This window comes from Kitasatospora sp. CB02891, assembly GCF_002803145.1.
GTDB classification, from domain to species: Bacteria; Actinomycetota; Actinomycetes; order Streptomycetales; family Streptomycetaceae; genus Kitasatospora; species Kitasatospora griseola.
In genome coordinates this window covers 446,775-460,801 of record NZ_NNBO01000005.1, presented here as the reverse complement: position 1 = coordinate 460,801, position 14,027 = coordinate 446,775, and the positions used below count along the sequence as shown (strand labels likewise).

At 72.5% G+C, this 14,027-nt stretch carries 11 protein-coding genes and 2 pseudogenes; 3 read left to right on the top strand and 10 right to left on the bottom strand.

Annotated features, from left to right (window positions below; genetic code table 11):
• Positions 1 to 108: 108 nt before the first annotated feature.
• Positions 109 to 837 (top strand): annotated as a pseudogene (locus tag CG736_RS37730) (putative Ig domain-containing protein); the annotation flags it as partial.
• Positions 838 to 1,069: 232 nt separating this feature from the next.
• Here the strand turns inward: CG736_RS37730 and CG736_RS38930 are convergent.
• Positions 1,070 to 1,575, bottom strand: a pseudogene (locus CG736_RS38930) (AAC(3) family N-acetyltransferase).
• A 1,001-nt stretch (positions 1,576 to 2,576) separates the two neighbouring features.
• On the opposite strand from CG736_RS38930, the gene CG736_RS14825 reads away from it, so the two are divergent.
• A complete protein-coding gene (locus tag CG736_RS14825) occupies positions 2,577 to 2,990 on the top strand; it encodes a hypothetical protein (protein ID WP_100586671.1) in 414 nt (137 codons plus the stop codon).
• On the opposite strand, the gene CG736_RS14820 is transcribed toward CG736_RS14825, so the two are convergent.
• Positions 2,956 to 3,642, bottom strand: a complete 687-nt coding sequence (locus CG736_RS14820) for an alpha/beta fold hydrolase (RefSeq protein ID WP_100586670.1) — start codon at positions 3,640 to 3,642, stop codon at positions 2,956 to 2,958. The genes CG736_RS14825 and CG736_RS14820 overlap by 35 nt on opposite strands.
• A gap of 631 nt (positions 3,643 to 4,273) precedes the next feature.
• On the bottom strand, positions 4,274 to 4,693 hold the full coding sequence (locus CG736_RS14815) for a hypothetical protein (RefSeq protein ID WP_100586669.1): 420 nt from the start codon (positions 4,691 to 4,693) through the stop codon (positions 4,274 to 4,276).
• A gap of 754 nt (positions 4,694 to 5,447) precedes the next feature.
• Here CG736_RS14815 and CG736_RS14810 point away from each other — a divergent pair.
• A complete protein-coding gene (locus CG736_RS14810; protein ID WP_157815586.1) occupies positions 5,448 to 6,410 on the top strand; it encodes a phosphatidylinositol-specific phospholipase C in 963 nt (320 codons plus the stop codon).
• Positions 6,411 to 6,495: 85 nt separating this feature from the next.
• On the opposite strand, the gene CG736_RS14805 is transcribed toward CG736_RS14810, so the two are convergent.
• From CG736_RS14805 to CG736_RS14775, 7 genes are read right to left on the bottom strand one after another with little or no spacing between them, the layout of a single operon-like run.
• Positions 6,496 to 7,110 (bottom strand): hypothetical protein, encoded by a 615-nt coding sequence (locus CG736_RS14805; protein ID WP_100586667.1) that lies wholly within the window; start codon positions 7,108 to 7,110, stop codon positions 6,496 to 6,498.
• 41 nt (positions 7,111 to 7,151) lie between these two features.
• On the bottom strand, positions 7,152 to 8,888 hold the full coding sequence (locus CG736_RS14800; RefSeq protein WP_100586666.1) for a DNA/RNA non-specific endonuclease: 1,737 nt from the start codon (positions 8,886 to 8,888) through the stop codon (positions 7,152 to 7,154).
• Positions 8,889 to 8,947: 59 nt separating this feature from the next.
• The gene (locus tag CG736_RS14795; RefSeq protein ID WP_100586665.1) at positions 8,948 to 9,952 is read right to left on the bottom strand and encodes a sensor domain-containing protein; all 1,005 of its coding nucleotides are present in this window, start codon (positions 9,950 to 9,952) and stop codon (positions 8,948 to 8,950) included.
• Between the two features lie 37 nt (positions 9,953 to 9,989).
• Entirely contained in the window at positions 9,990 to 10,217 is a 228-nt protein-coding gene (locus CG736_RS14790) for a hypothetical protein (RefSeq protein WP_100586664.1), read from the bottom strand.
• Between the two features lie 55 nt (positions 10,218 to 10,272).
• Complete coding sequence (locus CG736_RS14785) at positions 10,273 to 12,243, bottom strand: hypothetical protein (RefSeq protein WP_100586663.1); 1,971 nt, start codon at positions 12,241 to 12,243, stop codon at positions 10,273 to 10,275.
• Positions 12,240 to 13,211 (bottom strand): protein phosphatase 2C domain-containing protein, encoded by a 972-nt coding sequence (locus CG736_RS14780; RefSeq protein WP_100586662.1) that lies wholly within the window; start codon positions 13,209 to 13,211, stop codon positions 12,240 to 12,242. Before CG736_RS14780 ends, CG736_RS14785 begins: the two co-directional genes overlap by 4 nt.
• Entirely contained in the window at positions 13,208 to 13,891 is a 684-nt protein-coding gene (locus CG736_RS14775; RefSeq protein WP_100586661.1) for a hypothetical protein, read from the bottom strand. Before CG736_RS14775 ends, CG736_RS14780 begins: the two co-directional genes overlap by 4 nt.
• Between the last annotated feature and the right edge of the window lie 136 nt (positions 13,892 to 14,027).

Below are 14,027 nucleotides of genomic sequence, written 5' to 3'. Positions count from 1 at the left end.
ACCAAGGGCCAGAGCTACGGTGAGGAGACCTACTGGTTCACCACCTGCCTGGGCACCGGCCGGGTGATCGACCTGACCGTCAGCGGCTGCCTGCTGACCAAGCCGGCCGGCGCGGCCGTGTCGGTGACCAACCCGGGCAACCAGTCCACCGTGGTCAACGGTTCGGTCAGCCTGCAGATCCAGGCGTCCGGCGGCACCGCCCCGCTGAGCTACTCGGCCACCGGCCTGCCCGCCGGCCTGTCGATCAACGCCTCCACCGGCCTGATCAGCGGCACCCCCACCACCTCGGGCGGCTCCTCGGTGACCGTCACCGTCAAGGACGCGGCCGGTAAGACCGCCTCCACCACGTTCTCCTGGACGGTCACCACGAACCAGGGCACCTGCACCCCGGCGCAGCTCCTCGGCAACGCGGGCTTCGAGACCGGCACCGCGGCCCCGTGGACCACCAGCACCGGCGTGGTCGACAACTCCGCCTCGCAGGCCGCGCACAGCGGTTCGTGGAAGGCGTGGATGGACGGCTACGGCTCCAGCCACACCGACAGCGTCTCGCAGACCGTCACCATCCCGGCCGGCTGCAAGGCGTCGCTGAGCTTCTGGCTGCACATCGACACCGCCGAGACCACCACGTCGAGCGCGTACGACAAGCTCACCGTCACGGCGAACGGCACCTCGGTCGCCACGTACTCGAACCTCGACAAGAACACCGGCTACGCCCAGAAGACCGTCGACCTGTCGGCCTACGCCGGCCAGTCGGTGACGGTGAAGTTCAACGCCGTCGAGGACGCCTCGCTGCAGACGTCCTTCGTGATCGACGACACCGCGATCCAGACCAGCTGAGCCCCACGAGCCCGGCGGAGCCACCCGAACGCTTCCGGTGGCTCCGCCGGACTCGTCCTCGCCCGGCTCCGCATCGCGGCCGACGAGCCCGGGCGCCGTTCCGTGCTACCCGGCCGCACGTTGTCGGCACACGGGTTCTGACGCCTGGCCAGTCCGGTTGGCGCGCGCCGAATCGGATTCGTCGGCCCGGAACCGGTTCTGACGTCCGGTCAGTCCCGATGACGGGCATGGATCAGGGCACCACCCATCCGCCGGACCGGTTCGCTGTCGCTGCGGACGGGGTGGCGCGCAGTGGCAGCACCCTGCGGTGCGGGCCGCGCTCCGCGGGGACACGAGGCTTCGGCTGACGGGGAGTTGGGTCTCCAGGAGGTCGAGGAGCTCCGGTGCGGTCAGGTCGGGGGCGGCGACCCGCCGTGAAGCGGACCCAGGTCCTGCTGTCGTCGCGGGTGTGGACGACGCAGGACTCGATCGCTGTCGGCGGGTTCGGTGTCCGCCCCGCTGCCAGGTTCCATGCCACGCACCGGTTGAGGGTGACGCCCAGGAGGAGGGCCTGGGCGCGGCTCTGGTAGGGCTTCAGGAGCGGCGAGTGTTCGCCGTGGGGAGAGTCGAGCCGGTGATCGGCGACGAGCGAGTCCTGGGGTGGGCGCTGCGCACGCGGCCCGGGTGGGCCCGGAGGAACTCCGGGAGCGAGCCGGCCGACGCCGAGACCGGCGTCCTGGCGCGGTCGAACGGCGGCATGGAGGACAGGTAGGCACTCCGGGGCGGCAGGTGTCAGGCCGTCGAGCGCGGCCCGGGTGTACCCGGAGTTCGACGAGCTCTCCGGGGTCGCGGCCGACATCACCACGGCGCCTTCCGGTCCCACCTCGTGCCGGAGGGGCGGAGATCAGCTGGTCGGGGCGCACCGAGGCGAGGACGCGGCCGGCCGCCTGAACGAACAGCACGCCACCGTGCCGGACGCCCAAGTCGCGCAGCCGGCGGACGAGTCGGTTGTCGGAGGAGCTGACGTTCGGCGGGACGGAGAGGCTCGCGGTCGGGCGCTGAAGTGCGATCAGTTCGGCGGCCGTGAGCCCGGCGACGCCGAACCAGGCCTGTTCCGCGCCGGATTCGTCGGCCGGCCGGACTTGGTAGGAACTCCCGGGTCGCCGTGCTGTCGCCCCGCTGCATGTCCTGGTGGACCTCGTCCGTGAGGAGGACTGCCAGTGCTCCGCCCGGTCCGCGCAGGGCCCGGCGACTCTCGTCGGCGGTCGCCCACCTGTGCCACACCCTGGCGTTGCCCTCGCTCGGCGCCCGACCGATGGCGAGGCAGAGCGGCCGGCGCGCCGGCCCCAACGCCTGGCTCCGGCTCGGAGACATCCTCACAGCCGCCGCAGCCGGAACGGCCTGGCCCAAGCCGCCCGGTCCCCGGTGACAGCTCCGGGCTGCGCCGAGACGCACCGGCGGCCACCTGGCAGGACCGAGCGCCGGCGACAGCGGGCGGTGGTGGGTGTGAGGACTTTGACCTGCGACCCCTTGACGCCCAACTGCAGGGTCGCCTGCTGCGGGGCGTCCGGGGGGCGGATCAGAGCGGCCTACCCGCCGACCACTCGCCGTGATCTGCCGAGCGGCGTGTCGTCCTGCGCGTGTCGCCCCGGCGCAGCCGTGGTGTGCTTCGCACCCGGCTGCGCACGCTCCGCCGACACGCCGGGCGCGGGGCAGCGAGCCTTGTTGCCGGAGGACACCGAAGGCAAGGAGGGATTCCGGTGGACGTACTTCGACTTCGCCGGACATCGGCGGCCACCGTGGAGTGGATGCTGGCGCATCTGCCGCTCACGGGCGCGGCGATGGTCAGCCTCGTCGAGCACCCCCATGCCGCCACGGCCTGGGTGCGGTGCAGCGGCGCGGCCGCCGTGCTGGTCGGCACCATGCTCGTCGCCGCGACCCGCCAGGTCTGGCACACCGAGCGGGAGCTGTACCTCGCGCTGTCCCGGACTCTGCGGTCGCAGCCCTCGCCGCCCGTCCTGGGCCTCGTCCCCGTCCTGCTCTTCGCGATCCCGTGGGGGCTCGCCGTGACCTACCGTCTGCGCCGCCAGGAGGGAGCCGCCCGGGAACGGACCCGGGCGGAGTCCGGCCGATCGACGCCTACGCCTGGAGGGACTTCGCGGCGTCGCGGATGACGTCGAGGACGAAGTCCGGGTTCGAGAGCATCGGCACGTGGCTGCTGTCGACGTCGTAGGCCTTGGCGTCCATGCGCTCGGCGGCGGCCCGTTCCAGGTCCGGGTGCACCGTCCGGTCGTTGTTCGCGACGATGCACCAACTCGGCTTGGTGCGCCAAGCGGTGCCGGGCACCTGCTGGTCGAACAGGTCGGGGACCGGCACGGCGCCCACGGCCCGGACGAGCTTCTGTTCGGCCGGCGGCAGATCGCCGCAGAAGTCGCCGGTGCCCGACTCCTTGAGCCAGATCCGGCCGTGGGAGACGTCGATGTGATCGAACACGGGCGTACGGGGGAACTTGCTCTGCTGCTCCTGCGAGGTCTCGTCCTCGTCCGGGCTGAGCGCGGCGATGTAGACCAGCGCGCCCACGCGGTCGTGAACGCCGGCCTTGGTGATCAGGGTCCCGCCGTACGAGTGACCGACGAGCACGACCGGGCCGGGCACGTAGTCGATGGAGCGGGTGACGCACGCGACGTCGCTTTCGAGCGAGTCGAGGCCGTGCTGCGAGCTGGAGACCACATGCCCCTCGGCATGGAGCGCGGGGATGAGCTTGTTGAAGCACGACCCGTCGGCCCAGAGGCCGTGGGCGAAAACGATGCTGGCCCTGCTGGCCATGGGGTTCCTCGTTTCGTCGTCGTCGAGCCGCGGTGACCCGGCTACACCGAGTGGTCACGCTATGACTCATCGCGGTCGGCCGCGACTGCTGGCCCGTCGTGCCGGCTGCCCAAGGCCCGCAGACGATCCTGCCCGGCGGGACCGCAGACGACGCGCGGCCCACCAGACCTGCGGATCCGAACTGCCCCGCCCGAAGCGGCGAGCCGGTCGACCTGACCGTCCCGGAGATCCGCCGCCTGATCGGCACACTGTTCAGCCCACCGGCCAGGTCCCTGAGCGCGCTCCTGCACTGGTCGAACTGGCGCAGAAGCCACCAAGCTTCGGCACGTCGCAGCCATTACCGGCGGCGGCTCTCCGTCCCCGCAAGCACGTAGATCGCGGAGTCGCACTGGAGTACTAGGTCGCCTCGGACCAGTCGACGGTGAGCTGTGCGTCCACGTGCCAGTCTCCCTGCCTGCTCGAACGTCGGTGCGCCGCCGGTGGGGTCGGGCCCCGTGCCGTCCGACCGTACAGTGGCCGACCGGCGGGTCCGATGCGACGGGGCGACCGGCGCATCGGCGCGGCCGGAGGGCCGACGTGGCCGGGCCCTGGCCGCGTCATGCGCTGCCGGGGCCCGTGTTGGGTGCGGCGATCAGCCGCAGTGGGTCCAGCCGGAGTACCAGCGGACGCCCTGCGCTTCGCCGCCCCACGAGATGCACGTGCCCTTGGCGCTCAGGGTCACCGGGCCGGCGTAGTACAGGTAGAAGCCCGCGCCCGGAGCGTCCTTCAGGTCGCTCTGCCGCTCGATGTTCACCCTCAGGTCGTACCGGGTGGTCCCGTTCGGGCTGCGCTTCCAGGTGACGGCGCAGTTGCTGGAGCCGTTGTAGAACAGGTAGACGTCGGCGACCGTGCCGATCGCGTGCTGGTCGATCAGGTAGTACCCGCTACCGACGCTGTTGCAGGCTCCGCTGGGCGTCGACGCCGCCTCCGCCGGAGCAGCCGCGACCAGCATTCCCGTCGTCATGCCCAGCACACTGAGGGCGAGCGCCGCTATCCGCTTCGACTTGCGCATGTCTCTCCGTTCGAACATCCGTACCGGCAGGTGTCGCACGCACGATAACAGCGCCCAAGATCACCCAGCTACGCCCATCCCGCCCGACCTGCCGAACCTCCCGTTCTCCAACACCCTTTCACCACAGTCACTTGATCCCCAGTCATCGCAACCTGACGGCCGGTCACCGACGTGCAGCTCCTCGATGAGGTCGCGGTACGTTCGAAAGGCCTGCTTGGGCGTGTAGTCGTCGTGCAGGAGGCCGAAGTGCGGGAACAGCCCTCGGCGTGGCTGTCGGCGTCCCGCAGGGCGAAGAGCGACTAGCTACCTAGATCACGAAGTCGCACTGGAGTACTAACCGGACCATCGCGGGCTGCGGGCCGGTTACTCGGGGGTCGGTGAGGCGCAGCAGCGCTGCGGCGGCGGTGCTGCGCGGGTCGTGGCCGAGGGTGTCGGTCACAGTGCCTCGTGGCGGGCCTGGACGGTCGAGTGGTGCATGCCGAGGGTGGCCGCCGCGGAGCCGCATCGGCCGACGCCAGTGCCCGGCACCGCAACCTGTGGCCGCGCACCCTCGACCGCTTCGGCCTCGACTTCGGCTTCGCTTCGGCCTCGGCTTCGGCTTCGGCTTCGGCTTCGGCTTCGACAGCTGACCGCGCCGGCCTCGGCGCACGCGGGACACCCGAAGTGCGGGCGTCCCGCCGCATATCCCCGGGACAGATTGGGCATGAACGGGACAACATTCGGGCAGGGTCGACCGAACCCCGGGGGGAATCCCATGGCCGTCGCACGCCGCACGCTGCTGACCCGCGGCGCCCTCGCCGCCGTCGCCACCGCGTTCGGCGGCCTGCTCCCGGCTCCCGCCGCCCGCGCGGCGGTCGGCTCCGCCGGCACGCCCGGCGGGAAGCCCACCGCCGACTGGATGTCGTACCTCGCGCCGGAGCGCTCCCTGCTCGGCCTGACCATTCCCGGCACCCATGACTCCTGCTGCACCGACCCCGCCCACGGCACCGAGTGGTCCCACACCCAGAACTGGGGCGTCCCGGAGCAGCTCACCCAGGGCGTCCGGTTCCTCGACATCCGGTGCAACGGCTTGCAGGGAACGGCCGACGAACTAGGCATCTACCACTCCGACGCCTACCAGTACGTCCGCCTCCAGGACGTCCTGGACCAGTGCCGCGCCTTCCTGACGGCCCATCGGGGCGAGACGCTCGTCATGCGGCTCAAGAACGAGAACGCGGGCGGCCAGGCCCTGGACGCCGCCGAGTTCCGGCGCCGGGTCGGCCACTACCTCGACGACCTCGGGTACCGCGGCCTCTTCCACCTCTACGGCTGGCCCACCCTCGGCGCCGCCCGCGGGCGGATCGTGCTGCTCGCCGACTTCGCCAACGACTGGGGCCTGATCCAGTGGTCCAGCGGCACGAACCAGTACTTCCGCACCCAGGACCTCTGGCAGACCGACCAGTTGTTCCCGCTGCGGGTCAAGGGCCGGGCGATCACCCAGCAGTTCGACGCGGCGACCGCCGACCCCGACTCCCCGCAGATGTACGTCAACTTCCTCAGCTACGCCGGCGGCCTGTGGCCCAAGACCGCCGAGCAGACGCTGATGGACCAGTCCGTCTACCCGTACCTGGCCGCCCGCACCGGCGGGGCCGCCCGCTACGGCATCGTTCCGATGGACTTCCCCGACTTCCACGTCAACGTCCTGCAGATGTTGATCGACAAGAACTTCGCCGCCTGACCGCGGGCAGCAGCACGAGCGGCTGCTGCACCGGTGCGGCGGGCGGGTGTCGGGGGACCTGCGGGCGGGCGTTCTGTCGATGGGGTCACTGCAACAGCTGCTTCGACCAGTCGCCCCGGAAGCGGTAGTCACGGCCGTCGCCGGGCTGCTTCGTCCCCCGGGGAACGACGTCCTCGTGGTACGGGTACTGTTCCGTCACCGCCGCCAGCAGGAACTCCAGGAACCCGCCCTCGAACACGTCCCATTCCCGCATCGAGTCGAACTTGGCGGCGACCGGCCAGCGGTCCGGATCCGGGCCCCGCATCAGCCAGAAGAACTGGTCGGAGCACCAGTTGTTGGCCCACTTCAGAAGCCCGCCCTCGGCCGGGAACAGCGGATACGGGCACTCGTCGTAGTCCCCGTCGCGGTAGGCCTGGGCCAGCATGGCGCAATATCCGTAGGGCTCCGTCGTGCAGTACAGGAACCCCTCGAAGCCGAGCGGCTGCTCGGTCTGGGGAACGGGCGCTGCCGATGGCGTGAAGATGTGCAGTTCGCCCCTGATGCTGACCGCCCCGTACCGGTCGACGAACGCCCGGTAGTCCGTGGGCAGTTGGAATCCGAGCACCGCACGCCCGAGCTGCCACGGGACCGGCGCCACTCCTCCCGCCGGCGGCGGCCCGATCACCGCGCCCAGCCGGTCCAGCATCTCCTCGACATCCACGCCCGCGTCCCCTTCCGTCGGCCGCCCGTTCTCGCCGGAGGCTACATTCCCAGGTTCACAAGTCCGCTCGGGCCGTAGCGCGCGTTGTCCACGACCGTCGACCCGAAGTCCGTTCTCGCCCCGGTGGTGGCATCCCACGCGTAGAGCGCCATCTCCCACTTGCTCGGAATGGTGCTGGTTTTTTCGTACCGCGGGCGCACGTCGTACAGCACGTAGCCCTGCTTCATGCCGTTCCCGGCCCTGGTCTCGAAGGTGAACATGCTGTTGGTGATGGTGCCGCCGGTTGCCTGGTTGATGTTGGCCCCCCGCTGGAAGCACGGCGTCAGGTTCCGCTCGTCCGCCGTTCCGCCGGCCTGGCGCGGTACGGAGTGGCAGCGGGCGATGTCGCGCTCCTGGTTGAACCCGAGGGCGGTCGCCCGCGTCCGGGCGTCGGTCCAGCCCGGGATGTTGCCGGCTCTGTCCGCGGACTGCCCCCTCTTGGAACCGGGCGCCCCTTCGAGACAGGACTTGACTCCCCCGTTGCGGCCCCGGGCGTCCGACGGCAGGTAGTCGACCCATCCGCCGCCGTTCAGGTCTGTGGCCCCCAGCGGCTTCAAGTCCTTGCAGGTGCGGATGTGCCGGTTGCCGGCCCCACCGGGGTCCGGGCTGCCGTGTCCCGAAGCAGGACCCGCGGAGACGGGGGCTTCCTCGACCGTCGTGACCTCGTCGACGGAGAGTTGTTCGCCACCGCGGTGCACGACCAGCCCGCCGGGCGGGAAGACCGCCGGGGCCGGGGCAGTGGTGGCGGCCGGGGCCTGCACCCGGAGCGCCGTATAGTGCCCGTTGGGCTTGCGGACCAGCCCCTCGTAGTCGATGGCCGGGCTGCCGAGGGTGGCTGCCTGCGCGGGGGTGAGCCGCCGGACGGCGTCGGGCGTCAGGTACGCCGTGCCCGGGCGGGCGTCGACGGTGGTGCCGTGCTGCTTCGCGTACTGCGTCAGCGCGGCGGCCCGGGGCCCGCGGTACGGGCTGTCGCCGGTGTCCTCGTCCTGGCCGGCGGACCGGTTGCCGGCCTGCGGAGCCGGTGCGGGCGCGTCGCCGCCCTGGTTCATCGCGGCCGCCGGGTTCGACGGAACGGAGGCGAAGCTCTGGATCGCCTGCGCCATCTGCCCGAGCAACTGCTGGCTTCGGGACCGGAGTTGCTGTTCCTTCGTCTTGAGGTCGGCGGCCCTCGTGTCGTTGGCCTCGGCGGCGGCGTCGAGCTGGGAGGACTTGGCGTCGACCTGGGAGGCCTCCTGCCGGATCTGGCTCTCCTCGCCCTGGATCCTGTCCTCGACGGCGTTCTCCTGGTTCCTCTTGGCCTCCAGTCGGTGCGCCTCGGTGTCGTAGGCGGCGGCCGCGCGCGCGTCCGCGGGCAGGGTGAACGTGTTCGGCTTGGCGTTGTGGGCGGCAATCTCGCCGTCGACGGCCTTCGCGCGCTCGTTGTGGCCCTTGATCTCCTCGTTCACCACCGCGACCCTGGCGTTGAGCGCCGCCTTGCTGTCGCGGACGGCGGCGGACTCCTTGGTGATCCGCTCCGCCTCGGCGACCACGTCCTTCCCCTGCTGCGCCAGCTGCGCCGCCTGCCGGTTCGCGTCCTCGATCTCCACCAGGAGGGTCGCCAGGGCGGCCTCGAAGCCCCGGGGCGCCACCAGCGGAACGGGCGCGAGCGTGCCCGCCTGCGCCGTGACGGCCACGGCGCCGGTCGCCGCGATCGTCTGCGCTCCCGCGACGACGATCGGCGCCAGGAGAGCCAGCAGCACGAGGTGGAGTAAGCGGGGCAGCGCCCGGCGACGCGCGGCTGTCCTGCGCGAGGGCGCGGTCATCCGGTCACCTTGCCGGTGAGCTCATCGGCGATCACGAAGACGGCGGGCCCGCCGTTGCCGGCCTGGCAGACGGAGGCCTGTATCAGGCTTGCGCCCTTCACCCGGGCCTGGTGGTAGCAGGCCCAGTCCGCGGTGTCGCCCTGCGTCGCGGTCCACGCCACCGCGGCCTCGGTGGCGGGGTCCGCCGTGTAGGCCCACTTCGAGGTGCGTCCGGCTTCGTCGGTGCGGGTCGAGGACGGGCACTTGGTGAGCCCGTCGGTGAGCGTCCTGAAGGCCGCGTCGGCCTTCTCGCTGTCCGGGAACACGCCGACCACCTGGTTCACGGTGTAACTGCCCGAGCCTGCGGCGTCCTGGTAGGTCGCCGACAGGAACGCCTTCCACCCCTTCCCGTAGACCGATTGCGTCGTCGGTCCGGCGGCGGTGGCGCATTCCGACGGGGTCACGGCGAGCGGGACGTGGGGCCGGTCCGACTGCGGTCCGGCGACCATCGTCGTACCGGCCAGTCGGCTGACGCTGTCGGTGCTGAGGAGGACCGCCTGGACGGTCCCCTCGGTGATGCGCGGCGGAAGGCCGGTCGGCTGTTGCGGCCAGAGGTACCACCCGACGCCGGCCAGCAGCAGGCAGGGCAGCACCGCGGTCACCAGCAGCCGCCAGTGGCGCAGTAACCCCGTTCCGCGGCGCGGCGCCCGCGCGCCGAGCGGCGTCCCCGACGCGGCCGGCGGCTGCGGGCGTGGCCCGGCGGTCGGTTGGGCGGCCGGTTGGGCGGCCGGTTTGGCGGCCGGTTTGGCGGCCGGTTGGGCGGCCGGTTGGGCGGCCGCCGGCGCGGCCGGCGATATGCCCTGGGCCGGCGGCGCGGCAGGAGGCGCGGCCGGAGGTGTGACGGGCGCTGCGGCAGGCGTCGACCCGCCGCGGCCGAGCCGGGGCGGCACCGCGCGCGGTGTCTGCTGCCAGGTCGGCGGTGCCGGTGCGGCCGGGTCCTGGTTCCAGTAGTGCTTCGTCATGACGTCCCCCTCGTCGCGGTGTTCGGGTCGGCGCTGTTCATCGGCTGCACGCGGCGGCGAGGACGAACAGCAGGAACAGCACGGCCAGGAGGCCGAGGCAGCCGATGCCGCCCTCCGGGTTCTTGGTGTTGGCCTCGACCGTTCCGCCGGGGAACAGGCCGGGGTGGCGGTCGGTGTAGTGCGCGATCTGTGCCCGCTCGCCCTGGGACTCGGCGCCCCAGGAGGTCTTGAAGCCGCACTCGCCGCACCGGTAGCGGTATGCCATGTCGGATCCTTGGACGTCGTCGGTGGAAGGTCGGGTCGGTCGCCGCGCGGCGGGGTCAGCGCCAGCGCCAGCAGACGGTGTAGCCGAGGTCGGGGAACTCGTCGGAGCGCCAGTAGGTGGAGGCGTCCTGGCCGCAGAACGCCGGGTAGTTGGGCGTGCTGGTGCGTCCGGTGACGTAGACGTTGGAGCGGTCGCAGCTGCCGACGTTGGTGAAGGTGGAGCCCGACTTGAGCAGGCAGGTGCGGACGGTGGCGTAGCCCGCGTCGTCGGGGAACACCATGGACAGGCATTGCAGGACGTCGCTGTCGGCGCCCTTGGGGCCGGGGGCGGTCCGCCACTGGTTGTAGTTGGGCCAGTTGTCGCACCTGGACTGGTCGTTGGTGCCGCTGTAGACGACGAGGACCTTGAAGGCGCCGGTCCGGCAGGACACCAACGACCACGGCCCCGGGCGGTTCGGCCCGGAGACGCAGTCGCCCTGCCGGGCGTGGTACAGGTCGCCGCCGGGACTCTGGTAGCTGAGGCACAGGACCCGCGAGTAGCGCTTGGAGTCGACGTTCCAGTCGCTGCCGGGCACGTTGGCGCAGCCGCCCGGGTCGGTGCTGCCCTCGTTGATCCGGACGACCTTGAACGTCCCGGCGGTGCAGGTGGCCGGGGTGAGGTCGGCGTGGTCGCTGGTGCCGGTGTCGTGGAGGCAGTCGCCGACGCCCGCCGTGGCGATCGGGTCGGTCGGACTCGGGCTCGGGGTGGGCGTCGGGGTCGGGGTCGGGGTGGTCGGGCGGGTGCTGGTGACGGTCGGGTCGGGCTGCGGGGTCCGGTACGTGCTGCCGGCGGGACGCGGCGAGTGACTGACCGTCAGCGGGTGGCTGTCGGCGGCCGGGTGGGAGTCGCCGCGGTGGACCGCCACCAGCACCAGGGCCACGACGGCGGCCAGGGCGACGAGCACCTTGCCGGCGCGGGCCGCTGCGCTGCCCGTTCCGGTGCCGGGGGTGGTTGCCGAACCTGAACCTGCCGGACCTGCCCCGCTGTTGACGTGCGGTCGCGGGGCGGCCGGCCCGGCCGGTGGCTTCGGCTTCGCTCCCCCGCCCGGCTTCGCTCCCCCGGCGGCTTTCGGCCCGCGGCCGGGTTTCGGGCTGCGGCCGGGTTTCGGGCTGCCGGACGCCGAGGCCAGTTGCTCGGCCCAGGCGGCGGGCGTCGGCCGGGCGGCCGGGTCCGTTCCGAGCGAGGCGCGGGCCAGGGCGCCGAGGGCCGGGTCGATCGCCGCCAGCGCGGCCGGGTCGGTCGTGCTCTGGTCGCGGGCGAAGAGGCGGACGGCGAGCAGGGCGAGCTTGTAGGTGTCGCTGTGCCGGGTCGCCCGTTCCTCGCCTGCGGGAACGTGCCAGTCCGGGGTCTCGGCCTGCGGCAGCACCGTCGCGAGGTCGGTGCGGGCCGCGTCGCAGTCGATGAGGAAGCACTCGGGCTGCGGTGCGAGGGTGAAGAGCAGGTTCTTCGGCGAGAGGTCGCCGACGGCGACACCGAAGCGGTGCAGCCGGTCGAGGGTGGCCGCGAGGTCGGCGAGCAGCAGCAGCCGGTCCCGGTCGGTGACGGTCAGTCCGATCCCCGCGACGTAGGAGTCGTCGTTGAGGAGGTACTCCAGGGTGGCGAGCCGGGGCGGGCCCTGGTTGCCGGCCGCCAGGGTCTGCAGGGTGAAGTGGAAACGGTCGGGGACGGCGCGCATCAGGAACCCGCACGTCCGTCCGCCGCGCCGGACCACGGCGGCCGGCCAGGCGGTCTTCTCGCACAGCCAGCGCCCCTGTTCGCCGGTCAGCCGCCCGGGGAGCGCGACCGCGGCCGCCAGCGCGGCGGCGTCCACCTGCGGCAGCACCGCGGGGACGTACTCCTTGTAGACGACCTCCCAACCGCCGTCGGCCGCCGACTCGTTGATGCGCTTGTTGCGCACCCGGTGGACCGATCCCTGGCCTCCCCGGCCGAGTTCCCCGTCCAGGACGAGCGTGGCGAACTCGACCGGGGCGGCCGACCCCGCGCTCACCGGTGCCCCTCGGGCCGGGGCCAGATCGCCAGCAGGGTGCGGTCGTCGTCGAAGGTCTCCCGGGTGAAGTCCAGTACGTGGCCGAGCCACAACGGCGGGGGCGGCGAGGCGAGTTGATGGGCGAACAGCTCCCCGACCCGGCCGTCGCCCTCGCCGAGCGGGTCGCCGAACCCGTCGGTGCCGACCAGCAGCGTCCACGGCTCGGCCAGCCGGCCGGCGGCGGTCTCCGGCCGGTCGGGCACCAGCGGGAGTGGGGAGACCTCGTTGCTGACCAGCGGCGCGCCCGGTACGGCCTTGCCGCCGAACAGCGGGTGGTAGCCGCCGCCGGCCCGGTCGAGGAGCCACGCCCCGGAGTCGCCGATCCGGAAGAGTTCGACCTCCAGGGCGTCGCCCGCGGCGCGGACCGCCCCCGCCACCAGGGTGGTCGCGTACAGGCGGGCCACCTCGGCCGCCTGCGGTGCGGGGACGCCGAGCCGCCACCGCGCCAACTCCCGCAGCCGTTCCGCGGCGTGGCCCGCGACGTCGGCGCCGTCGAGCCGGTCCGGGCCCCGGTCGAGCAGGTGCAGGATGCGTTCGACGGCGGCCCGGCACGCCTCGACGGCGCCCTGGTGGGACTCGGCGGCGCTGGACACGCCGTCGGCGACCGCGAAGACGACACTGCCGGTGGCCTCGTGCACGGCGGCGCGCACCGCGTCCTGCCGCGGCTGACGGTAGTAGCGGTGCTTGGCGCCGCGGACGGAGGCGAAACGCAGGGTGAGCCGGTCGGTGGACCAGCCCTCGCATTCGCTGTCGGGGAAGTCGAAGGCGTACTGGCTGGGCGGCCGGGCCTCGAACTCCAGGCCCGGCACGTCCACGGTGATCCGCTGCCACGGCACCAGGTCCGGCCCGGCCGCCGGGGGCGGCCCGGCGGGCCTCGCAGGCGCCGCCGGCGGCACGGGGTACCGGTCGCCCCGGCGGGCGGGCGTCACCGGCCGACCTCGTCGATGGCCATGGTGAACTGGTCGGGCCGGTTCACCACCAGCTGCGGGTCGGCCGAGTTCAGGGCGTGTCCGGAGGCCACCAGGCTCATGGTGAGCGAGTGGAAGAACTCCGAGATCGCCCGGCCGACGTCGGTGCCGGACTTCGCGAGGAAGGCGAACTCGGGGCGGGTCGCCACGTCGACCATGGTCTGCGCCCGGGCGTCGCCGACACCGCAGGCGATGATGTTGGGCGCGGTCGGCGTGCGGTCCCGGTCGGTCAGCTCGGCGTGCGGCGCGTGCCAGGACGAGCCATCGGTGGGCTGGCCGTCGCTGAGCAGGAAGACCACCGGGCGGTGCACCCGGTAGCCCTCGCCGCGCAGCCACTTCACATCGCCGGGGATCCGCTGCAGCAGGTCCTCGAAGACGGCCCGGTAGTTGGTCACCCCGCGGATCACCAGCTGCGGCACCGTGGTCTCGGTGCGCATGTCGGCCACCGCGAGCCGGACCCGGACGTCGTCGGAGAAGCCCAGCACGGCCAGCCGGAGCTTGGCCGCGACCATCGGCTCCGCCCGCAGCCCCTCGCACAGCGACGCCACCCCGTCCCCCAGCTCCCGCTGGTACGGGGCCATCGAGCCCGACTCGTCGGCCACCACGTAGGCCGGCAGCAGGACGCCCTTCGCCTCCGCCATCGCAAACACCGCCTCCCTCAAGTTCACGTACCGGTGTCGCGGACCGGGGCGGCCCGGCCGCGCAACTGGGTGCGCCGGGGCCACGGAACCGTTGTCCGCACCGCCGATGTTGACGTCACGTCAGACGAATGCACAG